The sequence below is a fragment of the Achromobacter sp. 2789STDY5608615 genome (assembly GCF_001298995.1).
Classification (GTDB): domain Bacteria; phylum Pseudomonadota; class Gammaproteobacteria; order Burkholderiales; family Burkholderiaceae_B; genus Achromobacter; species Achromobacter insuavis.
In genome coordinates, this window is sequence record NZ_CYTY01000013.1 from 132,875 (window position 1) to 158,331 (window position 25,457).

General features: G+C 69.9%; 22 protein-coding genes and 1 pseudogene. 19 read left to right on the forward strand and 4 right to left on the reverse strand.

Features of this window, described 5'->3' with window-relative positions:
- Window positions 1-390: 390 nt before the first annotated feature.
- On the forward strand, window positions 391-1,275 hold the full coding sequence (locus AOZ49_RS13720) for a crotonase/enoyl-CoA hydratase family protein (RefSeq protein ID WP_054475887.1): 885 nt from the start codon (window positions 391-393) through the stop codon (window positions 1,273-1,275).
- 21 nt (window positions 1,276-1,296) lie between these two features.
- Here AOZ49_RS13720 and pdeR read toward each other — a convergent pair whose 3' ends face one another.
- Both pdeR and AOZ49_RS13730 read right to left on the reverse strand, forming a co-directional pair.
- Window positions 1,297-3,294, reverse strand: a complete 1,998-nt coding sequence (gene pdeR / locus AOZ49_RS13725; RefSeq protein ID WP_054432190.1) for a cyclic di-GMP phosphodiesterase — start codon at window positions 3,292-3,294, stop codon at window positions 1,297-1,299.
- A gap of 304 nt (window positions 3,295-3,598) precedes the next feature.
- Window positions 3,599-4,594 carry a tripartite tricarboxylate transporter substrate binding protein gene (locus tag AOZ49_RS13730; RefSeq protein WP_054432191.1) on the reverse strand — a complete coding sequence of 332 codons (996 nt, stop codon included), beginning with the start codon at window positions 4,592-4,594 and terminating at the stop codon, window positions 3,599-3,601.
- A 220-nt stretch (window positions 4,595-4,814) separates the two neighbouring features.
- On the opposite strand from AOZ49_RS13730, the gene AOZ49_RS13735 reads away from it, so the two are divergent.
- The gene (locus AOZ49_RS13735; RefSeq protein WP_054475890.1) at window positions 4,815-6,590 is read left to right on the forward strand and encodes an IlvD/Edd family dehydratase; all 1,776 of its coding nucleotides are present in this window, start codon (window positions 4,815-4,817) and stop codon (window positions 6,588-6,590) included.
- 15 nt (window positions 6,591-6,605) lie between these two features.
- A complete protein-coding gene (locus tag AOZ49_RS13740) occupies window positions 6,606-7,289 on the forward strand; it encodes a GntR family transcriptional regulator (RefSeq protein ID WP_054475892.1) in 684 nt (227 codons plus the stop codon).
- Window positions 7,290-7,335: 46 nt separating this feature from the next.
- Here AOZ49_RS13740 and AOZ49_RS13745 read toward each other — a convergent pair.
- A pseudogene (locus AOZ49_RS13745) lies at window positions 7,336-8,245 on the reverse strand (LysR family transcriptional regulator).
- A 195-nt stretch (window positions 8,246-8,440) separates the two neighbouring features.
- Here AOZ49_RS13745 and AOZ49_RS13750 point away from each other — a divergent pair.
- The 16 genes from AOZ49_RS13750 to ccmI all read left to right on the forward strand — a co-directional run bounded on the left by AOZ49_RS13750 (window position 8,441) and on the right by ccmI (window position 22,204).
- The gene (locus tag AOZ49_RS13750; RefSeq protein WP_054475941.1) at window positions 8,441-9,403 is read left to right on the forward strand and encodes a 3-hydroxyacyl-CoA dehydrogenase family protein; all 963 of its coding nucleotides are present in this window, start codon (window positions 8,441-8,443) and stop codon (window positions 9,401-9,403) included.
- On the forward strand, window positions 9,400-10,254 hold the full coding sequence (locus AOZ49_RS13755) for a beta-keto acid cleavage family enzyme (RefSeq protein ID WP_054475894.1): 855 nt from the start codon (window positions 9,400-9,402) through the stop codon (window positions 10,252-10,254). The genes AOZ49_RS13750 and AOZ49_RS13755 overlap by 4 nt, the downstream gene beginning before the upstream one ends.
- Window positions 10,255-10,943: 689 nt before the next feature.
- Complete coding sequence (gene napE / locus AOZ49_RS13765; protein WP_054432195.1) at window positions 10,944-11,102, forward strand: periplasmic nitrate reductase, NapE protein; 159 nt, start codon at window positions 10,944-10,946, stop codon at window positions 11,100-11,102.
- 23 nt (window positions 11,103-11,125) lie between these two features.
- On the forward strand, window positions 11,126-11,446 hold the full coding sequence (locus AOZ49_RS13770; RefSeq protein ID WP_054475898.1) for a chaperone NapD: 321 nt from the start codon (window positions 11,126-11,128) through the stop codon (window positions 11,444-11,446).
- A complete protein-coding gene (napA, locus tag AOZ49_RS13775) occupies window positions 11,430-13,925 on the forward strand; it encodes a periplasmic nitrate reductase subunit alpha (RefSeq protein ID WP_054475900.1) in 2,496 nt (831 codons plus the stop codon). Before AOZ49_RS13770 ends, napA begins: the two co-directional genes overlap by 17 nt.
- A gap of 20 nt (window positions 13,926-13,945) precedes the next feature.
- On the forward strand, window positions 13,946-14,422 hold the full coding sequence (locus AOZ49_RS13780; protein WP_054432197.1) for a nitrate reductase cytochrome c-type subunit: 477 nt from the start codon (window positions 13,946-13,948) through the stop codon (window positions 14,420-14,422).
- Between the two features lie 16 nt (window positions 14,423-14,438).
- A complete protein-coding gene (locus tag AOZ49_RS13785; protein WP_054432198.1) occupies window positions 14,439-15,071 on the forward strand; it encodes a cytochrome c3 family protein in 633 nt (210 codons plus the stop codon).
- 70 nt (window positions 15,072-15,141) lie between these two features.
- Complete coding sequence (ccmA, locus tag AOZ49_RS13790; protein ID WP_054475950.1) at window positions 15,142-15,795, forward strand: heme ABC exporter ATP-binding protein CcmA; 654 nt, start codon at window positions 15,142-15,144, stop codon at window positions 15,793-15,795.
- A complete protein-coding gene (gene ccmB / locus AOZ49_RS13795) occupies window positions 15,761-16,426 on the forward strand; it encodes a heme exporter protein CcmB (RefSeq protein WP_054475902.1) in 666 nt (221 codons plus the stop codon). The genes ccmA and ccmB overlap by 35 nt, the downstream gene beginning before the upstream one ends.
- A 12-nt stretch (window positions 16,427-16,438) precedes the next feature.
- Entirely contained in the window at window positions 16,439-17,212 is a 774-nt protein-coding gene (ccmC, locus tag AOZ49_RS13800; RefSeq protein ID WP_054432200.1) for a heme ABC transporter permease CcmC, read from the forward strand.
- Window positions 17,209-17,370, forward strand: a complete 162-nt coding sequence (gene ccmD / locus AOZ49_RS13805; RefSeq protein ID WP_054432201.1) for a heme exporter protein CcmD — start codon at window positions 17,209-17,211, stop codon at window positions 17,368-17,370. The genes ccmC and ccmD overlap by 4 nt, the downstream gene beginning before the upstream one ends.
- Window positions 17,367-17,822, forward strand: a complete 456-nt coding sequence (gene ccmE, locus AOZ49_RS13810; protein ID WP_054432202.1) for a cytochrome c maturation protein CcmE — start codon at window positions 17,367-17,369, stop codon at window positions 17,820-17,822. Before ccmD ends, ccmE begins: the two co-directional genes overlap by 4 nt.
- Window positions 17,819-19,822, forward strand: coding sequence for a heme lyase CcmF/NrfE family subunit (locus tag AOZ49_RS13815; protein WP_054475904.1), 2,004 nt, complete (start codon window positions 17,819-17,821; stop codon window positions 19,820-19,822). The genes ccmE and AOZ49_RS13815 overlap by 4 nt, the downstream gene beginning before the upstream one ends.
- Window positions 19,822-20,343: a DsbE family thiol:disulfide interchange protein gene (locus AOZ49_RS13820; RefSeq protein WP_054475906.1), complete on the forward strand. Its 522-nt coding sequence runs from the start codon at window positions 19,822-19,824 to the stop codon at window positions 20,341-20,343. The genes AOZ49_RS13815 and AOZ49_RS13820 overlap by 1 nt, the downstream gene beginning before the upstream one ends.
- The gene (locus AOZ49_RS13825; protein ID WP_231690341.1) at window positions 20,340-20,906 is read left to right on the forward strand and encodes a cytochrome c-type biogenesis protein; all 567 of its coding nucleotides are present in this window, start codon (window positions 20,340-20,342) and stop codon (window positions 20,904-20,906) included. Before AOZ49_RS13820 ends, AOZ49_RS13825 begins: the two co-directional genes overlap by 4 nt.
- Window positions 20,903-22,204, forward strand: a complete 1,302-nt coding sequence (ccmI, locus tag AOZ49_RS13830; RefSeq protein WP_054475908.1) for a c-type cytochrome biogenesis protein CcmI — start codon at window positions 20,903-20,905, stop codon at window positions 22,202-22,204. The genes AOZ49_RS13825 and ccmI overlap by 4 nt, the downstream gene beginning before the upstream one ends.
- Window positions 22,205-22,261: 57 nt before the next feature.
- Here ccmI and AOZ49_RS13835 read toward each other — a convergent pair whose 3' ends face one another.
- Window positions 22,262-25,450: a tetrathionate reductase subunit A gene (locus AOZ49_RS13835; protein WP_156355656.1), complete on the reverse strand. Its 3,189-nt coding sequence runs from the start codon at window positions 25,448-25,450 to the stop codon at window positions 22,262-22,264.
- Window positions 25,451-25,457 lie beyond the last annotated feature (7 nt).

Consider the following 25,457-nt stretch of genomic DNA (forward strand, 5'->3'; position numbering starts at 1 on the left):
TGAATCTCATTTGTATATGAGATTGTTCTCATTACCCTCGAAGCCGCGGCGGATGTTGCTGCGTCACAACGACCTGGCCCCGCCGGGCCGCCGGCGCCCTGCCCCCGCGCCGTCCCACCCGCCATTTGCATGAGTCCGGCGGGCCGGCGGCGGCCGCGCCGACCTTCGCGGATTTGCGACGGTCCTCATCCAACCCGGCGAGGCGCGCGTCATCCAGGCGGACGACGGCAACGCCATCATCGCAATGTTTTTCAAACAATCACTCCGATGTTTGCACTACGGATAACTCTGGCCGGTCGGACGAGGTTTGCATGAGCGGGACGGGGCGCCGGCTGTATTAGGCTGGCCCCGCAGTACTCCGACTCACCTTGACCGATTGGACGAAAGCAAATGAATCAACTCATTCATCCGGACTGCCATCCCTTTACCGCCGCAGGCAATATGAAGCAAGTCTCCGCGTTCTATGAAGAAGGACGACGTGTCATGTGGATGATGCTGCGCGCCCAGCCGCGCCCCTGCTTCAATCACGAACTGATCGACGAAATCATGACCCTGGCGCGCGCCGCCAAGGACTCCGGCCTGCCCATCGACTTCTGGGTCACGGGCTCGCTGGTGCCGCAGATCTACAACGTCGGCGGCGACCTGAACTTCTTCGCCGAGGCCATCCGCACCGGCCGCCGCGAGGCGCTGCGCGCCTACGCCCGGGCATGCGTCGATTGCGTGCACGCCGCCACCCGCGGCTTCGATACCGGCGCCGTGTCGCTGGCCATGATCGAAGGCACCGCGCTCGGCGGCGGCTTCGAGGCGGCGCTGGCGCACCACTTCGTGCTGGCGCAGAACAACGCCCGCATGGGCTTCCCCGAAATGGCCTTCAACCTGTTCCCCGGCATGGGCGGCTATTCGCTGGTGGCGCGGCGCTCGGGCATGAAACTGGCCGAGGAGCTGATCAGCAGCGGCGAATCCCACACGGCCGAGTGGTTCCAGGCGCGCGGCCTGGTGGACGTGGTGTTCGAGCCGGGCGACGCCTACAAGGCCACCCGCACCTTCATCGACGTGATGCGGCCCAAGCTCAATGGCATGCGCGCCATGCTGCGGGCGCGCCAGCGCGTGCTGCAGCTGACCCGCTCCGAGCTGATGGACATCACCGAGGACTGGGTCGACGCGGCCTTCTCGATCGACCCGAAGGACCGCGCCTACATGGAGCGCCTGGTGATGGCGCAGAACCGGCGCGCGCCGGCCGGCCCCGAGGGCCTGATGGACGCGACCATGCATTGAGCGCGGCGGGCGCCGGCGGTGTCAGGCAATCAGATGCAGCCGGCGCCGCTGCGCCAGCCAGGTGGTCAGTTCGGCCGCGGGCATGGGCTTGGCGTACAGGTAACCCTGCTTGGCGTCCACGCCCAGTGTGTCCAGGAAGGCGGTTTCTTCCTGGGTCTCGACGCCCTCGGCGATCACCTTTAGTTCGAGCGTGCGGGCCACCGCGACGATGGCCCGCGCCAGCGCCTGCGACACCGGGTTCTCGTTGACGCCGCGCACGAAGCTGGCGTCCAGCTTGATCGCGTCCAGCGGGATGCGGGCCAGTTGCGACAGCGATGAATAGCCGGTGCCGAAGTCGTCCAGATGGACGCGCGCGCCCAGCTGGCGGAACTGCTTCATCAGCTCGATCGCGGCGACTTCGTCCTCGATCAGGCAGCTTTCGGTGAGTTCGATGTCGAGCAGGCAGGGATCGAGGCCGGCATCGTTGACCGCGCGCATGAATTCGCTGACCACGCCCTTGTCGTCCAGCTGCCGCGCCGACATGTTGACGGCGACCCGCAGGTCCAGGCCCTCGCGCTTCCAGGCCGCGGCCTGGCGCGCCGCTTCGCGCATCACCCACACGCCCAGCTGCGAGATCAGGCCGGATTCCTCGGCGTACGGAATGAAGACGCTGGGGCAGATCATGCCGCGCTCGGGCGAGCGCCAGCGCAACAGCGCCTCGACGCCGTCGACCTCGCCGCCGCGGCCGGCCAGCTTGGGCTGGTAGTACAGCATCAGGTGGCCTTCGGCCAGCGCCTTGCGCAGGTTGGTGTCGAGCCAGACGTAGTCGGCGTTGCGCCGGTCCATCTCGGGCTGGAACACGCGGTAGGTATGGCGCCCCGCCTCCTTGGCCACGTACATGGCGATGTCGGCGCTGCGCACCACGCTGTCGAGGTCGTCGCCATGCTCGGGGTACATGGCGATGCCGATGGAGCAGCTGGTGTAGACCTCGATCAGTTCCTGGCGGAACGGCTCGCGCAGGCGCTCGATGATGCGCGCCGCGGTGGCTTCCAGCTGCCAGGCCTCGGCGCCTTCCTGCAGCACCAGGAATTCGTCGCCGCCCAGCCGCGCCAGCGTCTGGCCGGGCGACAGGCAGCTGGAGATCGCCACCGCCACCGACTTGAGCAGGCGGTCGCCGAAGCCGTGGCCGTAGTGATCGTTGATGCGCTTGAAGTTGTCCAGGTCCAGGAACAGCACGCCGCCGCTGGCGCCCTCGCCTTCGGCCAGCGCCGCCTTCAGGCGGGTGGTGATGGCGTGGCGGTTGGGCAGGTTGGTCAGCACGTCGGTGTTGGCCAGCACCCGCAGGCGTTCCTGCGCCTGGCGTTCCTCGGTGATGTCGGTGCCCGAGCAGATCAGGTAGACGCGCTTCTCGCCGCTGCCGCTGGTGACGAACTTGTTGCGGAACAGGAACAGCCGCGGACCCTTGACCGTGTTGATCAGGCGCTCGACCTCGTACGACTGCCCGCGCTTGTAGAACTCGGCGATGTTGCGGCGCGAGGCCGCGGCCTCTTCGCGCGTCATGAACATCTCGAACACGCTGCGCCCGACGATGTCCTGCTCGCGCTTGCCGGTGTATTCCTCGCTGACCTTGTTGAAGCGCTGCACGCGGCCGTGCTGGTCGACGATAACGATGACCGAGTTGGCCTCGGACACCACGGTCTCGGCGAACGACAGGCCTTCGACCAGGTCGCGCGCGACCGAGTCGGTGTCGGTGTGGGCCGACGCGGTGCCGGCCCATTCGGTGGGGTTGATCTTGCGGCCGACCAGCCGCAGCTGGATCGGGTCGCCATACAGCACGATGTCGATGCGCAGGCTGGCCGTGATGCCGGTCAGGGCGCGGATGGCCTGCGCCTGGTCAGGCTGCAGCGCCAAGGCAATGTTGGTGGCGCCCTTGACGGCGGCCAGTTCGATCGCGTTGCTGTCGGCTGCCAACCGCCAATAGGGGCTGGACGTACCGAAATGCAGGTACAGGATCGATTTTTCGTCCTGAGTCTCAGTCATTGGTGTCCCCCGCCATCCTAGGAAGGCCTGCGAGAAACATACGGCCTAGTCAGTTCGGGGTCAACCACCCGCGTGAACAGCGTTTCAGCTGTATTGCGGATTATTTCAACAGACTTGGCAACTGTCTCCCGCCACCCGGATCCGGCGCTACGGATCTTTCGCGGGAGGTATGCAGGCTTCGAGATTGTTGCGCATCTGGCGGCGCAGCATGCAAACAATAACGTCGAAAATTTGTGACCATTTCCTGCGTGTGGCGTAAAAGAAGCAACAAGGGGGGACATATGTCCCCCCTTGCCCGCATCGCTTACTCCGGTTTGACCCCGGCCTCGTCGATGACCTTGGTCCAGCGCGCCAGTTCGGCGGACACGCGGGCGCCGGCATCGGCGGGCGTGGTCCACTCGGCGATCGCGCCCTGGTTCAGCAGCGACGCCTTGACCGTCGGCTTGGCCAGGATCTTCTTGAGTTCGCCGTTCAGGCGCTCGACGACCGGGGCCGGCGTACCGGCCGGCGCGACGATGCCGAACATGGAGCTGACCTCGAAGCCCGGCAGGCCGGCCTCGGCCGCGGTCGGCACGTCCGGCAGCGCCTCGACGCGTTGCGCCGAGGTCACCGCCAGCGCGCGCAGCTTGCCCGCCTTGATGCTGGCCTGGGCCGCCGGCACGGTCTCGATCATGCTGAGCACCTGGCCGCCCATCAGGTCGGTCATGGCCGGGCCGCTGCCCTTGTACGGCACGTGCAGGATGTCCACGCCGGCGGCGCGCTTGAACATTTCGCCGGCCAGGTGCTGCGGCGAGCCGTTGCCGGCCGAGGCCATGGTGACGTAGCCCGGGCGCGACTTGGCCAGCGCGATCAGCTGCTTGAGGTCATTGGCCTGCACCGTGGGATTGACCACGAACACCAGCGGCACCGTGCCGACGATGGACACCGGCGCGAAGCTCTTTTCCACGTCATAGGTGACGCGGCCGCGGTACAGCGCCGCGTTGATCGAATGGCTGGTGAGCGCGCCCATCAGCAGCGTGTAGCCGTCGGGCTGGGCCTTGGCGACCTGGTCGGCGCCGATGTTGCCGGCGGCGCCGGCGCGGTTCTCGACGATCACCGACTGGCCCAGCGCGCCGGTCAGCTCCTGCGCCAGCACGCGGCCGATCACGTCGGTGGCGCCCCCGGGCGGATACGGCACGATCAGGCGGATGGGCTTGTCGGGATAGGCGTCGGCGGCCAGGGCGGGCGCGGCGGCGCCGGTACACAAGGCCAACAGGGAAAGCAGCAAGGCGCGGCGGGGCCGCAGACGCAGGTCTGACATGTAGGTCTCCTGCCGGGATGGGTATAGGAATGGAACGGACGCCCGGCTCGTCAACCGCGCCAGTGTAGGAGGCCATTCTTGATTGATGAATCAGAATTTTTCTATCGACTGATCTTTTTTCAAGATCAATAAAACTTTCGACGGAAATCGCTTGCCGGGCATTTCCAAGGGTGGATATGATCACAGCCCTGGATTATCAATAATATTATCGGGAAGAAAAATGGCAGACGAGACCAAGGGCGGCAAGCCCGCCAAGGGCCCCTTCGACAGCGATGGCGACCGCAGCACCGGCGTGGCGCGCGGACTCACCAACTACGGCGACACCGGCTTTTCGCTGTTCCTGCGCAAGGCCTTCATCAAGGGCGCCGGCCTGTCCGACGACGCGCTGGCGCGTCCCATCATCGGCATCGTCAACACCGGCAGCAGCTACAACCCGTGCCACGGCAACGCGCCGCAGCTGATCGAGGCGGTCAAGCGCGGCGTGATGCTGGCCGGCGGCCTGCCGATGGACTTCCCCACCATCTCGGTGCACGAGAGCTTCTCGCAGCCCACCAGCATGTACCTGCGCAACCTCATGTCGATGGACACCGAGGAAATGATCCGCGCCCAGCCGATGGACGCGGTGGTGCTGATCGGCGGCTGCGACAAGACCGTGCCGGCGCAGCTGATGGGCGCCTCGTCCGCCGGCGTGCCCGCGATCCAACTGGTGACCGGCTCGATGCTGACCGGCTCGCACCGCGGCGAACGCGTCGGCGCCTGCACCGACTGCCGCCGCTACTGGGGCCGCTACCGCGCCGAGGAGATCGACGCGCCCGAGATCGCCGACGTCAACAACCAGCTGGTGGCCAGCGTCGGCACCTGTTCGGTGATGGGCACCGCCAGCACCATGGCCTGCCTGACCGAGGCGATGGGCATGATGGTGTCGGGCGGCGCGTCCGCCCCGGCCGTCACCGCCGACCGCGTGCGCGTGGCCGAGCGCACCGGCGCCACCGCCGTCGCCATGGCGGCCGCGCGCCTGACGCCCGACCGCATCATCACCGGCAAATCCATCGAGAACGCCCTGCGCGTGCTGCTGGCGATCGGCGGCTCGACCAACGGCATCGTGCACCTGACCGCCATCGCCGGCCGCCTGGGCATCGGCATCGACCTGGCCGGGCTCGACCGCATGAGCCGCGAGACCCCGGTGCTGGTCGACCTGAAGCCCTCCGGCCAGCACTACATGGAAGACTTCCACCACGCCGGCGGCATGCTGGCGCTGCTGCGCGAGCTGCGGCCGCTGCTGCACCTGGACGCGCTGACCGTCTCGGGCCGCACCCTGGGCGAAGAGCTGGACGACGCCCCCGCCCCGTTCAAGCAGGACGTGATCCGCAGCGTCGCCGCGCCGATCTATCCGGTGGGCGGCCTGGCCGTGCTGCGCGGCAACCTGGCGCCCGGCGGCGCCATCATCAAGCAGTCGGCCGCCAATCCCAAGCTGATGGAGCATGAAGGCCGCGCCGTGGTGTTCGAGGACGCCGAGGACATGGCCCGCCGCATCGACGACGAGGCGCTGGACGTGACCGCCGACGACGTGCTGGTGCTCAAGCGCATCGGCCCCACCGGCGCGCCCGGCATGCCCGAGGCCGGCTACATGCCGATCCCCAAGAAGCTGGCGCGCGCCGGGGTCAAGGACATGGTGCGGATTTCCGACGGCCGCATGAGCGGCACGGCGGCCGGCACCATCGTGCTGCACGTCACCCCCGAGGCCGCGATTGGCGGACCGCTCGCCTACGTGCAAAATGGCGACCGGATCCGCCTGTCGGTGGCGCGGCGCGAAATCGCCCTGCTGGTCGAGGATGCCGAGCTGGCGCGCCGCATGGCGGCCGGCCCGGTCGAGCGTCCGGCCGCCGAGCGCGGCTACCGCAAGCTGTTCCTGCAGACCGTGACGCAGGCCGACCAGGGCGTCGACTTCGACTTCCTGCGCGCCAGCGCCACCCGCGACACCGTGCCCAAGCAATAACGCTTCCCCTTGCCCATGAACGCCATCACCCCCGCCGCCCTCGAACCGCAAGCGCCCGACGCCCTGGCGGCGGCGGTCGCCGCGCTAGAGGAAGACATCGTCTTCGGCCGGCTGCATCCGCGCGAGCGGCTGACCGAGGACGAGCTGATGGCGCGCTTCGACATGAAGCGCCACGCGGTGCGCCAGGTGCTGGTGGAGCTGGAGCTGCTGGGCGTGGTCGAGCGCAAGCGCAACATCGGCGCGGTGGTGCGGGCTTTCTCGGCGCGCGAGGTGATGGAGCTGTACGCGCTGCGCGAAGTGCTGGAGGTGCACGCCGCCAGCCTGATGCCGCTGCCGGTGCCGCCGGCGCGGCTGGCGGCGCTGACCGCGGTGCAGCGCGAGCATGACGCCGCGGTGGCCGATGGCGACGCGCGCCGCGTGTTCCGCAGCAACCAGCGTTTTCACCGCGAGTTCTTCGGCCTGCTCGACAACGCGGTGCTGGGCCAGGCCATCGAGGAATACGCGCGCCGCACCCACCCGATCCGCTTCGGCTCGCTGGCCGCCGCCAATTACCGCGAACGCGCCCGCCAGGAACACTGGGCCATGATCCACGCGCTGCGCGACGGCGATCGCGCTACGCTGATGACGCTGTGCCGCGAGCACCTGCTGCCGTCGCGCGACGCCTACCTGGCGTCGGAACAGGCGCGCCGCGGCGCCTGAACGGCGCACGACCTGGCGGCCGCCTTGCCTTGCCAAGGTCACGGCCTCAGCGGGCCTCTTCGGCCAGGTACTGCCGCAACATCGCCACCAGCGCCGCGGCGGCCGGCGGCAGGCTGCGGTTGCGCGCCGTCACCAGCCCGATCGAGCGTTCGGCCACCGGGCCGATCAGCGGCCGCTGCACGATGCCGTTCTGCGCCACGGCGCCCGCCGCGATCTCGGGCAGCGCCGCCACCCCGAAGCCGCATTCCACCATGGCCACGATGGTGGTCAGGTGCTCGGCCTCGAAGGCCGGCGTGAAGCGGATGCGGTTCTGCAGAAAGGCCCATTCGGTGTACTGGCGCACGCTGCTCGGGTGCACCATCGACACATGCGCTGCGCTGGCCGTGTCGGCCCAGCGCAGCGGCCCCCCTGGCGCGCGCCAGCGAGTGCGCCTCGGGAATCAGCAGCAGGAAACTGTCCGACATCAAGGGCTGGTAATGCAGGTCGGCGTGCTGCGGGTCGGCGGCGGTCAGCGCGAAGTCCACGTCGCCGGCGCGCACCAGGTCGAAGGCCGGTCCCGACAGCGTGTCGCGCACCTTCAGGGCCACCTGCGGGTGCGCCTGGCGATAGGCCATCAACACCCGCGGCAACAGGCGCGCGGCCAGCGACGGCAGCGCCGCCACCGACACCTGGCCATGCTCGGCGCTGGCGATGCCGCTGACCGCGGCGATGGCGTCGCGAAAGGCCACCTGCAGGGCCGCGGCCTGCTGCATGAAGACCTCTCCCGCCGCCGTCAGCCGCACGGTGCGGGTGGTGCGGTCGAACAGCCGCACGCCCAGCGCGTCCTCGATGCGCTGGATCTGCGTCGACAGCGCCGATTGCGACAGGTGCAGCTGCGCCGCCGCCTGGCGGAAGTTGAGGGTGCGGCCCAGCACCAGGGTGGTGTCGATATCGCGCATCGAGAGATTGATCTGCATACCGCCCCGCGCCTTGTCCATTGATCCGATTTGTCGATCATTCTATCCAAAAAATCTGATTCATCAATCAAACAAGCTTCTCTACACTCGGCGCCGAATTGGACACAAGCGCGGACACGAGCGCGGACACACGCGCAGATACAGGCGCAAACACAGACGCAGATGCAACAGCGGTTTCAGAACAAGGAGCAAACCATGCAGACGGACGCGAAGGCCCTGCCCAATCCGGGCGCGGCGCATGCGGTGGTGGTGGGCGGCGGCACCATGGGCGCCGACGTGGCGGTGGTGCTGACGCGCGCCGCCTGCCGCACGACGGCGATCGAGCCGGACGCGGCGCGCGCGGCCGCCCTGCCGGCGCGCGTGGCCGACAATCTCAAGACCATCGGCCGCGAGGCCCAGGTGGCGCAACTGGCCACGGCCGCCAGCCTGGATCAGGTGGACTGGGCCAGCGTCGACCTGGTGATCGAGTGCGTGCCGGAACGGCTCGACATCAAGCAGGCGCTGTTTGCGGAACTGGTGCAACGCGCGCGGCCCGACGCCATCCTGGCGAGCAACAGTTCCAGTTTCCCGATCAGCGCCATTGGCCAGGGGCTGGCCACGCGCGAACGCATGCTGGGCCTGCACTTCTTCATGCCGGCTCACCTGGTGCCGCTGGTCGAGGTGGTGATGGCCGAGACCAGCGACGAGGCCCGCGCCGACGCGCTGATCGCCTTCATGCGCCGCTGCGGCAGCGTGCCGGTGAAGGTGCGCCAGGACCTGCCGGGTTTCCTGGCCAACCGCCTGCAGCACGCGCTGTCGCGCGAGGCCTTCAACCTGATCGACCGCGGCATCGCCTCGCCCGAGGACGTGGACGCGGCGGTGCGCTTCGGTTTCGGTTTCCGCTTCCTGGCGGCCGGGCCGGTGATGCAGCGCGACCACGCCGGCATCGACGTGCACGCGGCGGCGGGCGCGACCATGTACCCGACGTTCTGCAATGACGACCATCCGGCGCGCTGCCTGACCGAGCGCGCCGCCGACGGCCGCTACGGCATGAAGGCGGGCGAAGGCTTCTATGCCTGGACGCCGGAAACCATCGCCGCCGAGCGCGCGCGCTATGACCGCCTGTTGCGCGCGGGCCTGGACCTGATCGCGCCGGAACTGCCGGAGATCCAGCCATGAACGCCGTGAACATTCCCCGTCCGGCCCTGGCCGAGTCGCCCGTCATCGTGACGGTGGCGCCCAACGGCGCCTACAAGAAAGCCGCCGACCACCCGGCCGTGCCGCTGACAGCCGAGGCCCTGGCGCTGGAGGCCCGCGCCTGCCTGGACGCGGGCGCGGCGATGATGCACATGCACGTGCGCAAGCCGGACGGCAGCCATCTGCTGGACGCGCAGGCCTACCGCGACGCGCTGGCGGCGGTGCGGCGCGCGGTGGGCGACGAGCTGCTGGTGCAGGTGACGAGCGAAGCGGCGGGCGTGTACCAGGCGGCCGAGCAGATGGCGCTGGTGCGCGAGCTGCAGCCGGAGGCGGTGTCGATCGGGCTGCGCGAGATCGCGGTGCCGGAGATCGCGGAGGCCGAGCTGGCGGCGTTCCTGGCCTGGGTGGCCGAGCGCCGCATCATGACGCAGATCATCCTGTACGACGAGGGCGATGTGCGGCGCTGGCTGTCACTGCGCGCGCGCGGGCTGGTGCCGCCGGGCGCGTGGTCGGTGCTGTTCGTGCTGGGGCGCTACAGCGTGGGGCAGACGTCGTCGGCCTATGACCTGCTGCCGTTCCTGGCGGCCTATGACCATTCGCTGCCCTGGGCGGTGTGCGCGTTCGGGGCGCAGGAGAATGCCTGCGTGACGACGGCGGCGGCGTTCGGGGGGCATATGCGGGTGGGGTTCGAGAATAATCTGAAGCTGCGGGATGGTTCGGTGGCTTCGGGGAATGGGGAGCTGGTGCGGCAGGCGGTGGAAGGGGCGATTGCTTTGGGGCGGCCGCTGGCGGATGCTGCGCAGGCGCGGCGGATCTATGGGGCGGTTGCCTAACGGCTGGGTTTGCGCTCGATGTGTCGAGGCCTGGTTGCGGGTAGGTGATCCGATCGGCCTAGTCTTTGATTGCACGTCTTTGATTGTCTTTCTTTGATTGCCCGTTTTTGATTGCTCGCTCAGGGCAATTTGCTTGGGCCGCCAGGGGCGTCGGCCCCCCGGCGGGCGCGGCCTCCGGGGGTGGTCCGGCCCGCGGGGGCCGGACTGCCCCGTGCTCATCCTCGTTGGCGCCTGCGGCGCCTGCCTTCGGATTCCGCCGGGCACCCCCTGGACGGCCGCGCCCGCCGGGGGGCCGACGCCCCTGGCTACAGTTCTTGCTGGCCTTGGGGAGCTGGGACGACGGGGGATCCTGGCGTTCTTTTGGCGGGATTTTTTTGTTGGAAGACTTTGTATTGCCCGTCATCGAGGGCCGCCCTGCGCGGCCCTCGATGACTTACACGCTGACTTACACGCTGACTTACACGCTGACTTACACGCTGACTTACGCGGTGACTTGCGCGGTGGCTTGTGCTGGGGTGTTTTTAGGGGGGTGTTTCTTTCTGGGTTGGGTTGCGCAATATATATAAGTACATAGCGGCGGCGCGGGGTTTTGCGCTGTGCTGCAACATTGCGTGTTGAAAAGGCATCTGCTAAAAACTTCGACATCCGCACGTTAAACGCAATACCCCGACTGTCTGGTGAGGTGGTGTGTGTCAAACGAGTCTGATGGCTACACGAAGCCGCAGGAGCTGCGCAGTTTTCTGTTCCTGACGGCGGTCATGGCCCCCGTTCTTACGGTGATCATCGTCGCGGGCTACGGTTTCATTGTCTGGTTCTATCAGTTGTTTGCCGGTCCTCCGGGCAGCTGATGCGTACCGACGGAACCGCCCCCATGTCCGCGCATCCTTTCCCCCCGGCCGCTGCGCCGGTTTCCCCTGAATTGCATATCGCCAGCCTGGTCGTGCATGCGACGCCGCGTCGGCTGGACGAGGTGCGCCGCGCGGTGCTCGCGATCGCGGGCGCCGAGATCCATGGCGCGTCCGAGACCGGCAAGCTGGTGGTGACGCTGGAAGCCCCCTCCACTGACGACATGATGGCGCGGATCTCGCAGATCCAGCGCCTGGATGGCGTGCTGGCATCGGCGCTGGTGTACCAGCACGCCGACACGCTGGCCGCGATGAACGAGGAGATCGACGATGGCAATGGCCCGTAGGGAGTTCATCAAGCAGTCCGCCGCCGCCGCGGCCGCCACGGTGGCGGGGATTCCGGTGGTGGGCTACACGCAGAACATCGTGACGGAGTCGGAGGCGGCCAAGCTCAAGTGGTCGAAGGCGCCCTGTAGGTTCTGCGGGACCGGTTGCGGCGTGAACGTCGCGGTCAAGGACAACCAGGTGGTGGCCACGCATGGCGACTTCAATGCCGAGGTCAACAAGGGGCTGAACTGCGTCAAGGGCTATTTCCTGTCGAAGATCATGTATGGCAACGACCGGCTGACGACGCCGCTGTTGCGCATGAAGGACGGCAAGTACGCCAAGGATGGCGAGTTCGCGCCGGTGTCGTGGGACCAGGCCTTCGACGTGATGGCCGAGCAGTTCAAGCGCGTGCTCAAGGACAAGGGGCCGGAGGCGGTCGGCATGTTCGGCTCGGGCCAGTGGACGGTGTGGGAAGGCTACGCCGCGCTCAAGCTGATGAAGGCGGGGTTCCGCTCCAACAACCTGGACCCGAACGCGCGCCACTGCATGGCGTCGGCGGCGGTGGGGTTCATGCGCACTTTCGGCGCCGATGAGCCGATGGGCTGTTATGACGACATCGAGAGCGCCGACGTGTTCGTGCTGTGGGGCTCGAACATGGCGGAGATGCATCCGATCCTGTGGACCCGCGTCACCGACCGGCGCCTGTCGGCGCCCAAAACGAAGGTGGCGGTGCTGTCGACCTTCGAGCACCGCTCGTACGAGCTGGCCGACCTGACGCTGACCTTCACGCCGCAGACCGACCTGGCGATCCTGAACTACATCGCCAACCACATCATCCAGACCAAGCGCGTGAACCGCGAGTTCGTCGACAAGCACACGGTGTTCCGCGAGGGCAACACCGACATCGGCTATGGCCTGCGGCCCGACCATCCGCTGCAGAAGGCGGCCAAGAACGCCGGCGATGCCGGCGGCTCCAAGCCGATGACGTTCGACGAATTCGCCAGGTTCGTGTCGCGCTACGACCTGGACTACACCGCCAAGCTGACGGGCGTGCCGAAGAAACAGCTGGAAGACCTGGCCGAGCTGTACGCCGACCCCAAGCTGCGGGTGACCTCGTTCTGGACCATGGGCTTCAACCAGCACACGCGCGGGGTGTGGGCCAACAACATGGTCTACAACATCCACCTGCTGACGGGCAAGATCTCGACGCCGGGCAACAGCCCGTTCTCGCTGACCGGGCAGCCCTCGGCCTGTGGCACGGCGCGCGAAGTCGGCACGTTCTCGCACCGGCTGCCGGCCGACCTGGTGGTGACCAATCCCAAGCACCGCGCCCACGCCGAGGACATCTGGCAGTTGCCGGCCGGCACCATCCCCGAGAAGGTCGGCGCGCACGCGGTGCTGCAGAACCGCATGCTGAAAGACGGCAAGATCAACGCCTACTGGGTGATGGTCAACAACAACATGCAGGCGGCCGCCAACCTGATGAACGAGGGGCTGCCGGGCTACCGCAATCCGGACAACTTCATCGTCGTGTCCGACGCCTACCCGACCGTCACCACCATCTCGGCCGACCTGATCCTGCCGGCGGCGATGTGGGTGGAGAAGGAAGGCGCCTACGGTAACGCCGAGCGCCGCACGCAGTTCTGGCACCAGCTGGTCAACGCGCCGGGCCAGGCGCGCTCGGACCTGTGGCAGCTGATGGAGTTCTCCAAGCGCTTCAAGGTCGAGGAAGTGTGGCCGGCCGACCTCCTGGCCAAGAAGCCCGAGTACCGCGGCAAGACGCTGTTCGACGTGCTGTTCGCCAACGGCAAGGTCAACCGCTATCCGAATACCGACCGCGACAAGGACTACGCCAACCAGGAGGCCGAGGCCTTCGGCTTCTATGCGCAGAAGGGCCTGTTCGAGGAATACGCCGAGTTTGGCCGCGGCCACGGCCATGACCTGGCGCCGTTCGACACCTATCACGAAGTGCGCGGCCTGCGCTGGCCGGTGGTCAAGGGCAAGGAAACGCTGTGGCGCTATCGCGAGGGCAGCGACCCGTACGTGAAGCCGGGCGCCGGCTTCGAGTTCTACGGCAACCCGGACGGCCGCGCCATCATCTACGCCCTGCCCTACGAGCCGCCGCCGGAGTCGCCGGACCAGGAGTATCCGTTCTGGCTGTCGACCGGACGGATTCTGGAGCACTGGCATTCCGGCTCCATGACGCGGCGGGTGCCGGAGCTGTACCGGGCCTTTCCCAACGCGGTCTGTTTCATGCACCCCGATGACGCGCAGGCCATGGGCCTGCGGCGCGGGGTCGAGGTCGAGATCATCTCGCGGCGCGGCAGGATGCGCACCCGGCTGGAGACCCGCGGGCGCGACAAGCCGCCGCGCGGGCTGGTGTTCGTGCCGTGGTTCGATGCCGGCCAGCTGATCAACAAGGTCACGCTGGACGCCACCGACCCGATCTCGTTCCAGACCGACTTCAAGAAGTGCGCGGTCAAGATCGTCAAGGTCTGACGCGCGCACCGGAGACAGCCATGAACCGACGCGCTCTCGCTTTCGTATTGTGCGCAGCCTGTAGCATCGCGGCCTGGGCCGCGCCGCCGTTCGAGGTGCAGGACCCGATGCGCGGCCCCACGCCCATCGCCGACGAGACCGACCCGCCGCTGATCAGTCCGATCGAGAACAAGGACATCAAGCGGATGCGCACCTATTCGATGCAGCCGCCCACCATCCCGCACAGCATCGACGGCTACCAGATCGACAAGAACTTCAACCGCTGCCTGGCCTGCCACGCCCGCGTCAACACCGAGGAGACCCAGGCGCCGCCGCTGAGCGTGACCCACTACATGGACCGCGACAGCAACGTGCTGGCCGAGGTCTCGCCACGGCGCTATTTCTGCGTGCAATGCCATGTGCCGCAGGCCGAGGCCAAGCCGCTGGTGTCCAACACCTACCAGGACATCGACGTGATCCTCAAGCGCCTCTCCGCCCCGGCGGCCGACAAGAAGTAAGGCACGGGGAACCGCCATGGTCAAACTCATCAAGCGCTACTGGAACATCATCCGCCGGCCCAGCGTGCACTTCAGCCTGGGTTTCCTGACGGTGGGCGGCTTCATCGGCGGCATCCTGTTCTGGGGCGCCTTCAACACCGCCATGGAGTTCACCAACACCGAGAAGTTCTGCACCGGCTGCCACGAGATGCGCGACAACGTCTACGCCGAACTGAAAGGCACCATCCACTTCACAAACCGTTCCGGCGTGCGCGCGCTGTGCTCGGACTGCCACGTGCCACACAACTGGACCGACAAGATCGCCCGCAAGATGCAGGCCTCCAAGGAGGTCTGGGGCAAGATCTTCGGCACCATCGACACGCGCGAGAAGTTCGTCGACAAGCGGCTGGAACTGGCCAGGCACGAATGGGCCCGCTTCAAGGCCAACGATTCGCTGGAATGCCGCAATTGCCACAACTACGACTACATGGACTTCACGCGCCAGAGCGTGCGCGCGCAGAACATGCACTCGACCTACCTGGCCGACAAGAGCAAGACCTGCATCGACTGCCACAAGGGCATCGCCCACAAGCTGCCCAACATTCCGCCCGGCGAGCTGTCGTCGGTGCCCGGCCTGAACGGCCCGGACGGCCCGCATGCGGCCCGTTGAGCCGCCCTTCGCCGCCCTGGCCGACGCCGCGGCGGACAGCGCCGGCGCCGCGGCAGACAGCGCCAACGCCATGGCGGACGCCGGCCTGCGCGCGGTCGGCCTGGTCGGCCGGCGCGGCGCGGCGGCCCCGATCGACCTGGCGCTGGCCCCGGGCCAGCTGCTGCGGGTGCGCGGCGCCAACGGCAGCGGCAAGACCAGCCTGCTGCGCATGCTAGCCGGCCTGCTGCGGCCGCTGGCCGGCGGCGTGCAATGGCGCGGCCGCGACATCCGCCGCGACCCGGCCTCCTATCACGCGCATATGGCCTTCCTGTCGCACGGCAACGGCCTGTGCGGCGAGCTGAGCGCGGCCGACAACCTGCGCTATGCGCTGGCGATAGCCGGCGCGCCCGCCGTCGACACCGGGCCGGCCCTGCGCGCCTGGCGCCTGGAAGCCTGCGCCGACCAGCCGGCGGCGCGGCTGTCGCAGGGCCAGGGCCGGCGGCTGGCGCTGGCGGCCACGGTGCTGGCGGGCAAGCCGCTGTGGCTGCTGGATGAACCCGACGCGGGGCTCGATGCCGCCAGCCTCGACCTGCTGGACCAGGCGCTGGCCGCGCACCTGGCCGGCGGCGGCCTGGCCGTGGTGGCCTCGCACCGCCCGCCCGGCCTGGCCTTCGCCGATATGCAAACCCTGGACATGGATGACTACGCCGATGCTGGCAACGCTGTGGCAGTTGGCGCGCCGTGAACTGCGGCTGGCCTGGCGACGGCCGGCGGAAACGCTGGGCGCGACGCTGTTCTTCGTGGTGGCGGGCTCGCTGTTCCCGCTGGCCATCGGCCCCGACCCGGCGCTGCTGGCCGCCATCGGCCCCGGCGTGCTGTGGGTCTGCGCCCTGCTCGGCATCCTGCTGACGCTGCAACGCCCCTTCGCCCAGGACTACGACAACGGCGCGCTGGAACAGTTGCTGGTGTCGCCCCATCCCCTGCCCCTGCTGGTGGCCACCAAGCTGGCCGCGCACTGGTTCAGCAGCTGCCTGCCGCTGATCCTGGCCAGCCCGGTGCTGGCGCTGCAGTTCGGCCTGACGCCGGGCGCCATCGGCGTGCTGGCGCTGTCGCTGCTGCTGGGCACGCCGACGCTGGCGCTGGTCGGCGGATTGGGCGCGGCGCTGACCCTGGGCCTGCGCGGCGGCGCGCTGCTGCCGCTGCTGGTGCTGCCGCTGTACGTGCCGGTGCTGATCTTCGGCAGTGGCGCGGTGGCGGCGGTGCATGCCGGCCTGGGCGCCGGCCCGCAATTGTCGCTGCTGGGCGCCGGCCTGTGCCTGGCGCTGCTGCTCTGCCCGTGGAGCGCCTCGGCCGCGCTGCGCGTGGCGCTGGACTGAGGACCGGCCATCATGCACTCGCCCCCGCATCTCACCCTGCTGCCGACCCCGCCCGCGCGCCCGGGCTGGCTGCGCTACGCCGCGCCGCAACGCTTCTATCCGCTGGCCGGCCGGCTGATCCCGTGGCTGGCGCTGGCCGCGGCGCTGTTCGCCGCCGCCGGACTCTATGTGGGCCTGGTCAAGGCCCCGGTCGACAGCCAGCAGGGCGAGGTCTACCGCATCCTCTTCATCCACGTGGCGGCGGCCTGGATGTCGATGTTCCTGTACCTGGTGATGGCGCTGTACGCCGCGCTCGGGCTGATCCTGCAGACGCGGCTGTCGTTCATGATGATGCGGGCGTTGGCGCCCACTGGCGCGCTGTTCACCTTCCTGACGCTGTGGACCGGCGCGCTGTGGGGCAAGCCGACCTGGGGCGCCTGGTGGGTGTGGGACGCGCGCCTGACCTCGGAGCTGATCCTGCTGTTCCTGTACCTGGGCTTCATGGCGCTGCAGGCGGCCAGCGACGATCCGCGCCGCGGCGACCGCGGCGGCGCCATCCTGCTGCTGGCCGGCGTGGTCAACGTGCCCATTATCTATTTCTCGGTGCGCTGGTGGAGCACGCTGCACCAGGGCGCCTCGATCAACCTGACCACCGCGCCCAGCATGGCGCGCGTCATGCTGGCGGCGATGCTGCTGATGGTGATCGCGTTCTGGCTGTACAGCGCGGCCGCGTCGCTGGCGCGGGTGCGCGGCATCATCGCCGAACGCGAACCGGCCGCCACCGAACCCGCCCGGGAGCGCCGATGAGCTGGGACACGCTGTTCTCGCTGCAGGGCCACGGCCCCTATCTGCTGGGCGCCTATGGCGTGACGCTGGCGCTGATCGGCTGGGAGGCCGGCTCGCTGTGGCGCCGGGCGCGGGCCCGCCGCCGCGCCGCCCGGCTGCGCGCCGGGGACGGCCGATGAGCCCGCGCCGGCGCCGCGTCCTGGCGCTGCTGGGCGGCCTGGGCCTGCTGGCCGCGGCCGTCGCGCTGGTGCTCAACGCGCTGCAATCGAACCTGGTGTTCTTCTTCACGCCGACCCAGGTGGCGGCGCGCGAGGCGCCGACCCATGGCAGCTTTCGCGTCGGCGGCCTGGTGCAGGAAGGCTCGGTGCAGCGCGACGGCCTGAAGCTGCGCTTCATCGTCACCGACACCGCGCACGCCGTGCCCGTGACCTACCAGGGCCTGCTGCCCGACCTGTTCCGCGAGGGCAAGGGCGTGGTGGCCGCCGGCAAGCTCGACGCCGACGGCGTGTTCCATGCCTCCGAGGTGCTGGCCAAGCACGACGAGAACTACATGCCGCCCGAAGCCGCCGATGCGCTCAAGCGCGCCGCCGCCGGCGCCACCGCCAACACGGCGCGGGCGGACGCGCGATGATCCCGGAGATCGGCCTCTTCAGCCTGATCCTGGCGCTGCTGGCGGCGCTGGCGCAGGGCACGCTGCCGCTGGTCGGCGCCGCCACCGGCTGGCGGCCGGGCATGGCGGTGGCGCGGCCCGCCGCCGTGGCGCAGTTCGGCCTGGCCACGGTGGCCATCGGCTGCCTGGCCTGGTCATTCCTGCAGAACGACTATTCGGTGCTGTACGTGGCCGCCAATTCGCATGCCGACCTGCCCGCCGCCTACCGCTTCGCCGCCGTCTGGGGCGGCCACGAAGGCTCGCTGCTGCTGTGGCTGTACCTGCTCAGCGCCTGGACCCTGGCGGTGGCGCTGCGCAGCGGGCGCCTGCCGCTGGCCTTCGTCGCCCGGGTGCTGGCGGTGATGGGCTGGATCAGCGCCGGCTTCCTGCTATTCCTGCTGTTCCTGTCCAACCCCTTCGAGCGCCTGATGCCGCCGGCCATGGCCGGCCGCGACCTCAACCCGCTGCTGCAGGACCCGGGCATGATCGTGCATCCGCCCATGCTGTACATGGGCTACGTCGGCTTCTCGGTCGCCTTCGCCTTCGCCATCGCGGCGCTGCTGTCCGGCGAACTGGACGCGCTGTGGGCGCGCTGGGTGCGGCCGTGGACGCTGGCGGCCTGGACCTTCCTGACCCTCGGCATCCTGCTCGGCAGCGCCTGGGCCTACTACGTGCTGGGCTGGGGCGGCTGGTGGTTCTGGGACCCGGTCGAGAACGCGTCCTTCATGCCGTGGCTGGCGGGCACCGCGCTGATCCATTCGCTCATCGTCACCGAACGGCGCGGCGCGTTCCGCAGCTGGACCGTGCTGCTGGCCCTGTGCGCGTTCTCGCTCAGCCTGCTGGGGACTTTCCTGGTGCGCTCGGGCGTGCTGACCTCGGTCCACGCCTTCGCGGTCGATCCGGGACGCGGCCTGTACATCCTGGGCTTCATGACGCTGGTGGTGGGCGGCTCGCTCACGCTGTACGCCTGGCGCGCGCCCAAGGTCGGCCTGGGCGGCGGCTTCGCGCTGCTGTCGCGCGAATCGCTGCTGCTGGCCAACAACGTGGTGCTGACCGTGGCGGCCGCCTCGGTGCTGCTGGGCACGCTGTACCCGGTGGTGCTGGACGTGCTGGACTGGGGCAAGATCTCCATCGGTCCGCCCTACTTCGAGGCCGTCTTCGTGCCGCTGATGACGCCGGCCATTTTCCTGATGGGAGTCGGCCCGGTGGCGCGCTGGAAGCAGGCGCAGGCGCCCGACCTGGGCCGCCGGCTGCGCGTCGCCTTCGGCGTCAGCGTGGCCACGGCGGTGCTGCTGCCGCTGGCCATGCCGGGTCCGGCGCGGCTGGGCTCGCCGCTGGTGATCCTGGGCCTGTGGCTGGCGGCCTGGTCGATCGCCAGCGCGGCCGCCCATGCCTGGCAGCGCCTGACCGACGGCGACGGCCACTGGCTGCGGCGCCTGGGGCGCCAGCCGCGCGCCTGGTACGGCATGCTGCTGGCGCACGCCGGCATCGGCGTCTTCATCGCCGGCGCCACCCTGGCCAACGGCTACGAGGTCAAGCAGGAACTGCGGCTGGACCTGGGCGCGGTGCAGGAGGCCGGCGGCTACCGCTTCACCTTCGCCGCGCTGGCGCCGGCCACCGGCCCCAACTACAGCGCGCAGCGCGCCGAATTCCGCGTCACCCGCGCCGACGGCCGGCCCGTCACCACGCTGTATCCGGAGAAGCGCCTCTACACGGTGCAGGACATGCCGCTGAGCCAGGCCGCGATCGACAGCGGCTTCACCCGCGACCTGTTCGTGGCCCTGGGCGAACCGGCCGGCGGCAGCGCCTGGACGGTGCGCATCCAGGTCAAGCCGTTCATGGCGTGGATCTGGTCCGGCTGCCTGCTGATGGCGCTGGGCGGCCTGCTGGCGGCGGGCGACAGGCGCTACCGCCAGCAAGCGGCGCGGGCCGCCCACCCCCGCGCCGGCGCCGTGCCGGCCACGCCGCGCGAGGGCTACTGATGCTGCGATACCTGGTGCCGCTCGCGGTCTTTCTCGCCATGGCGGTGTTCCTGGCCATGGGGCTGTCGCGCGATCCGCGCGCCGTGCCCTCGGCCATGATCGACAAGCCCGCCCCCGCCATCGGCCTGCCGCTGCTGCACGCGCCCGGCGAGCGGCTGGACGTGCAGGCGATGCGCGGCAAGGTCTGGCTGCTGAACGTGTGGGCCTCGTGGTGCGCGCCCTGCCGCGAGGAACTGCCGGTGCTGCGCGAGGTGGCGCGGCGGCACAACGTGCCGCTGTACGGCCTGAACTACAAGGACAAGCCGGAGGACGCGCTGGCCTGGCTGGGCCGTCATGGCGATCCGTACATTGCGTCCGCCAGCGACGTCGACGGCCGCGTCGGCATCGAATACGGCGTCTACGGCGTGCCCGAGACCTTCGTCATCGACGGCGCCGGCCGCATCCGCTACCGCCAGCTGGGCCTGATCACGCCGGATATCTGGCGCACCCGGCTGCAACCGATGATCGAGGCGCTGCAATGATGACGCGGTCCCGCCATCCCGCGCCCGCCCCGGCCTGGCGCCCGGCGCAATCGCCGGGCATCCAGGAGGGGCGCGGCGGCCAGCCGCCGCGGCGCCGCCCGGGCCATGGCCTGGCCGCGCCGCTGCTGGCATTGCTGCTGGCGCTGGGGTCGCTGGCGCCGGCCCGGGCCCAGGCGCCGTCGCCCCCGCTGCCGCCAGCGCTGGAGCAGCGCGCCGAGCACCTGGCCCATGGCCTGCGCTGCCTGGTGTGCCAGAACCAGTCGCTGGCCGAATCCAACGCGCCGCTGGCGCACGACATGCGCAACTTGATCCGGAGCCAGCTGGCCGAGGGCCGCAGCGACGCGCAGATCATGCGCTTCTTCGAAGACCGCTACGGCGATTTCGTGCGCTATGAGCCGCCCTTCAAGCCCATCACCTGGCTGCTGTGGCTGGGCCCGTTCGCGCTGCTGGCGCTGGGCTTCGCGGTGCTGTGGCGCACCGTGGCGCGGCGGCCCCGCAGCCGGCCGCCGCTGACCGCCGACGAACGCGCCCGCGCGGCGCGCTACCTGGATAGCGGCCCATGACCGCGCTCTGGCTATCCGTACTGGCGCTGTTGCTGGCCACCCTGCTGTGCCTGGTGCCGCCGCTGCTGCGCCGTCCGCCGCCGGCCGAGGACAACGCGGCCGATGCCGGCCTGCGCGCCTTCTACCTGGCGCAGCGCGAGCAGCTGCGGCGCGACCAGCGCGATGGCGCCCTGAGCGCCGACGCGGCCATGCGCGCCGACGAGGAACTGCAACGCGACCTGCTGCAGGACCTGGCCCGGCGCGGCGCGGCGGCGCCGTCGGCCGCGGGCCAGCGCGCCGGCATCGCCGTCGCCTGCCTGTTGAGTCTGGCGGTGCCGCTGGCGGCGGCCCTGCTCTATCAGCACCTGGGCAACCCGCGCGCCGCCGCCACCGTGGCCACGGCCGGCGCCGCCGAACCGCATGCCGGCGACGACGGCGACGCCATGGCGCTGGCCATCAACGCGCTGGCCCAGCGCCTGCGCGCCGCGCCGGATGACGCCGATGGCTGGTACACGCTGGCGCGCTCCTACGAAACCCTGGGCCGCTACACCGACGCGGCCGCCGCCTACCGCGAAGTGCTGCGGCTGGCGCCGGCGCAGCCGCAGGTGCTGGCCGACCTGGCTGACGCGCTGCTGTCCGCCAACCAGGGCGCGCCGGACGCGGCCTCGATCGCGGCGGTGGCGCAGGCGCTGGCGGTCAACCCCGACCAGCCCAAGGCCCTGGCGCTGGCCGGCATGATGGCCCTGCGGCGCGGCGACGCCGCCCAGGCGCTGGAATACTGGCAGCGCCTGCAAAGCTTGCTGCCGCCGGATTCCGAGGCCGCGCGCCAGATCGAATCCAACATCGCCCAGGCCCGCGCGGTCGCATCGGCTGGCGGCGCGCAGCCCGCGACGCCGGCCCAGGCTCCGGTGACCGCCCAATCCTCGCCTTCGCAAGCGTCCGCCGCCACGCCACCGGCGAGCCAGGCCGCCGCCCCGGGCCGCCTCAGCGGCCAGGCGCGGATCGCCCCCGCCCTGATGGCCCAGGTGCAACCGACCGACACCGTCTTCATCCTGGCGCGCCCCGCCTCGGGTTCGCGCATGCCGCTGGCCGTGTTGCGGCTGCGCGCCGCCGACCTGCCGCGCGCCTTCACGCTCGACGACAGCAACGCCATGTCGCCGCAGGCGCTGTTGTCCAGCGCCGGCCGCGTGCGCGTCGAAATCCGCGTCAGCCGCTCGGGCACGGCGATGCCGCAGCCCGGCGACGTGGGCGGCACGCCGGTGGAAACCGACGTGCCGGCCAGCGGGCTGGAACTGGTGGCCGACACCGTGCTGCGCTAGCGCCCCAGCGCCGTCGCCCATCGCGGCGCCGGCGCCACCCGACGCCGCGACGCAGCCTCAGGCCCGCTCGATGCGCGCCGGCAACCCCTGCCGCACCGCCGCGCCCGAGACCCAGTCGATCCAGACGTTGGCATGTTCGCCGCGCGTCGCATCGCCGAACCCCAGGTCGTTCAGGTTCACGCCCGCCGCCAGCGCCGGATCGTGCGGCATCGGCTGACCATCCACCAGATGGGCGCGCGCGCCCAGCTCGGTATGGCCGTAACCGTGCTCGATGCCGACCGCGCCCGGCTGGATGCCGTCGCGCAGCAACGCCAGGCCGGTCACCGCCCCGCCCGGCGTGACGATGCGCACCCGGTCGCCATTGCGCAAGCCCATCCGTTCGCCGTCCTGGCGGTTGATCGACACCGGGTTGTGCGGATGCACCTGGCGCAACCGGTCCACCCCGATCGACATCGAGCTCATCAGGTTGGACTTGAACGAACTCAAGAGGAACGGCCAGTCCGCCCGCGGATACTGCTGGCGCACGTCGCGCCCGTCGGCCAGCCGCGCCGGATACCAGGTCGGGCAGCCGCTATAGCGCTCGCCCGTCATCGCGTGGCGAAAGCCCGCCAGTTCCTCGCTCCAGACCTGCAGCGGCTTGGCCCAGGCCTGACGCGTCTGGCCGGCATCGTTCCAGGCATCCGGCATGCGGTCGAAGCGTCCGCCCCGGCTCATCACCATGGCCACGCGCCGCCATTCCTCGGGCTTGAGCTTGCCTTGCAGCGTATCGCGATAGCGCGCCACGCCGGTCAGTTCCAGGTCGTCATCGCTGGCCTCGGGCACCGGCCGCCCCGCGCCGAAGGCGATGTTGGCGATGCCGCGCAGGAAGAAGTCCTCGGCCGTGTCCAGCGGATAGCGGTTGCCATCCTGGTCGGCGATGGCGTTGGCGCCGAAGCCCGGCATGCCGATGCGCTTGGCGCAGGCGATCAGGAACGACTCCAGGCACACCGGCGCGCCGTCGGCGCTGCGCGCCACGCGCGGCTCGACCGCCGGCCAGCGCACCGTCGACGCCTTGGCCACCACGTCGGCCCACGGCGCCGACACGCCCCAGCTTTCATAGGTGACGGTGTCGGGCACGATGTAGTCGGCCAGCGCGTTGGTCTCGTTGATGAACGGATTGATCGACACCGACAGCGGCAGGAGCTTCGGATCCTTCAGCTTGTCCAGCAGCACGCTCTTCAGCCCGGCGATGCCGTAGACCGGGTTGCTCATGTGGTTGAACCAGACCTTGGCGCGGTACGGATAGCCCGCCAGCGCCGACGCCAGCATCTCGGAACTCAGCCCGCCGGTGGCCGGATACCAGGGCGCGGCGGCCGGATAGACCGGCTGGCCGGCGGCCTGCTTGCGCTTGAACTCGCTCGATTTCTCGTACGGGAAACGGTTGCGCGACAGGCCCACGCCCTTGGGCGTGGCGCGGTTGGCGAAGCCCGCGATGTTGTAGCGCGGCCCCGCGCCATACGGCGGGAACGGGCCGGCGTCCAGCACCAGGCCGCCCTCGACGTTGAGGTTGCCCACCAGCGTGTTGAGCATGGCGATGGCGTACGCGGTGTAGAAGCCCGCCCCGCTCATGGTGCCGCCGTGCGCATCCGCCACGGCGCGCTTGCCGTGGCTGGTGAAACGTTCGGCCAGCTCGGCGATCTTGGCCGCCGGCACGCCGCACAGCGCGGCGTATTCCGCCGGCGACTTGCGCCGCGCTTCATCGCGCAGCAGCGCCAGCGCGCTGCATACCCGCAGCGCGGCCGGCGCGCCCGCCAGGCCCGGCGCCGCCACCGCCTCGTCCACGAACAGCGTGGCCGGCAGCGCGCCGGTATGCGGCGCCAGCTTGCCGTCCTCCCGCCGCACCACGTACACGTCTTCCCATTTCTCGCCGGCATCGGCCGGCCTGGCCCAGCCCAGGTCGGCGCCGCGCAGGAAGCTGCCCAGGCGCGGATGGCCGGGTTCGGCGATCACCAGGTGCGTGGCATTGGTCCACGCCGCCTCGCCCGCCGCCTTCATGGCCGCGGGACCCGGCTGCGCCAGCGCCCGCGCATCGAAGCGCTCGTTGTCCAGGATCCAGCGGATCAAGCCCATCGCCAGCGCCAGGTCGCTGGCGGGATTGACCGGCACCCACTCATTGCCCGAGCCCGCCGACAGACTGGACGAGGCCGGCAGCATCGGCGACACCACCACGTAGGTGAAGCCGGTTTCCTGCGGCCGGGTGCGGGCCTCGGCCAGCTGGCGCGCCTGGCGCTGGAACGGGTTGCCGGCCTGCGCCGGCGCCGCGCCGATGAACAGGCCGAAGCGGGCGTTGTCCCAATCCGGCTTGCCGTGCGGCATGCCCTTCAGGTCGCCCAGCGCCGCGCCCGCGCCGACGCGGAAGCTCTGGCCGCAGTACGAGCCATGGTTGCTGAAGTTGACGGCGCCGAACGACTGGCCGGCAAAGCGCTGGATCAGCGGCGTGCGGCCTTCGTTGGACGCATCGGTGAACAGGAACTGGTTGACCTTGGCGCCGTACTCCGGGTTGGCCGGGTCCAGCGGCGTGTCGCGGTCGAAGATCGCGCGCAGGCCGTCCACGTGGCCCTCGCCGAACAGGTCGCCGCCCTCGCACACCTCCTGCACCAGCTGCTCGAACGAAATCGTCTGCCACTTGCCTTCGCCCCGGCCGCCGACGCGCTTGAGCGGCTGCAGCACGCGGTACGGACTGTGCATCTGCTCCAGCATGGCCGAGCCGCGCGCACAGGACGTGGCGCGCCCTTCCAGGCCATTGTCGCCGCCCAGTTGCGCGTAGGTCTCGCGCACCGGCGTCTCCATCGCCGCCGGCCGCGTGGTGGCCAGCGGGTGGTACGGGTTGCCGGCCACCCGCAGGATGCGGTTGGCCGCGGTATCGACGCGCAGGCGCACACCGCACTGCGTCCAGCAGCCCAGGCAGCTGGAAGGGCTGACGGTCTGGCCCGGCTGGGCCGACAGCAGCCCGCTGACCGGATCGATGCGGAATTCCGGCGTCAGCGAATTGCCGCGCACGGCGTGCGCGGTGGGCACGCCGGCCGTGCCCTGCGCCAGGCCTTTCACGGCCTTGGCGACGGTCTCGCCATAGCCGGCCGCGAACGCGGCCATGCCGCCGGCGACCACACCGCCGCGCGCGATCAGCTTGCGGCGCGCGGCGTTGTCGGGTTGATCGGGTCCGTCCGCGTGGGCGTCGGGCTTGTCGTCTTGGTGTCGCTTGTCCATGGTCATC

Coding starts and splice junctions, on each gene's coding strand:
- AOZ49_RS13815 (WP_054475904.1), top strand. CDS start 17,819: ATGATCCCGGAGATCGGCCTCTTCAGCCTGATCCTGGCGCTGCTGGCG.
- AOZ49_RS13820 (WP_054475906.1), top strand. CDS start 19,822: ATGCTGCGATACCTGGTGCCGCTCGCGGTCTTTCTCGCCATGGCGGTG.
- ccmI (WP_054475908.1), top strand. CDS start 20,903: ATGACCGCGCTCTGGCTATCCGTACTGGCGCTGTTGCTGGCCACCCTG.
- AOZ49_RS13750 (WP_054475941.1), top strand. CDS start 8,441: ATGCAGACGGACGCGAAGGCCCTGCCCAATCCGGGCGCGGCGCATGCG.
- ccmE (WP_054432202.1), top strand. CDS start 17,367: ATGAGCCCGCGCCGGCGCCGCGTCCTGGCGCTGCTGGGCGGCCTGGGC.
- AOZ49_RS13730 (WP_054432191.1), bottom strand. CDS start 4,594: ATGTCAGACCTGCGTCTGCGGCCCCGCCGCGCCTTGCTGCTTTCCCTG.
- pdeR (WP_054432190.1), bottom strand. CDS start 3,294: ATGACTGAGACTCAGGACGAAAAATCGATCCTGTACCTGCATTTCGGT.
- AOZ49_RS13780 (WP_054432197.1), top strand. CDS start 13,946: ATGAACCGACGCGCTCTCGCTTTCGTATTGTGCGCAGCCTGTAGCATC.
- AOZ49_RS13825 (WP_231690341.1), top strand. CDS start 20,340: ATGATGACGCGGTCCCGCCATCCCGCGCCCGCCCCGGCCTGGCGCCCG.
- ccmB (WP_054475902.1), top strand. CDS start 15,761: ATGCTGGCAACGCTGTGGCAGTTGGCGCGCCGTGAACTGCGGCTGGCC.
- AOZ49_RS13740 (WP_054475892.1), top strand. CDS start 6,606: ATGAACGCCATCACCCCCGCCGCCCTCGAACCGCAAGCGCCCGACGCC.
- AOZ49_RS13770 (WP_054475898.1), top strand. CDS start 11,126: ATGTCCGCGCATCCTTTCCCCCCGGCCGCTGCGCCGGTTTCCCCTGAA.
- AOZ49_RS13835 (WP_156355656.1), bottom strand. CDS start 25,450: ATGGACAAGCGACACCAAGACGACAAGCCCGACGCCCACGCGGACGGA.
- AOZ49_RS13735 (WP_054475890.1), top strand. CDS start 4,815: ATGGCAGACGAGACCAAGGGCGGCAAGCCCGCCAAGGGCCCCTTCGAC.
- ccmC (WP_054432200.1), top strand. CDS start 16,439: ATGCACTCGCCCCCGCATCTCACCCTGCTGCCGACCCCGCCCGCGCGC.
- ccmD (WP_054432201.1), top strand. CDS start 17,209: ATGAGCTGGGACACGCTGTTCTCGCTGCAGGGCCACGGCCCCTATCTG.
- AOZ49_RS13785 (WP_054432198.1), top strand. CDS start 14,439: ATGGTCAAACTCATCAAGCGCTACTGGAACATCATCCGCCGGCCCAGC.
- AOZ49_RS13755 (WP_054475894.1), top strand. CDS start 9,400: ATGAACGCCGTGAACATTCCCCGTCCGGCCCTGGCCGAGTCGCCCGTC.
- ccmA (WP_054475950.1), top strand. CDS start 15,142: ATGGCGGACGCCGGCCTGCGCGCGGTCGGCCTGGTCGGCCGGCGCGGC.
- napA (WP_054475900.1), top strand. CDS start 11,430: ATGGCAATGGCCCGTAGGGAGTTCATCAAGCAGTCCGCCGCCGCCGCG.
- AOZ49_RS13720 (WP_054475887.1), top strand. CDS start 391: ATGAATCAACTCATTCATCCGGACTGCCATCCCTTTACCGCCGCAGGC.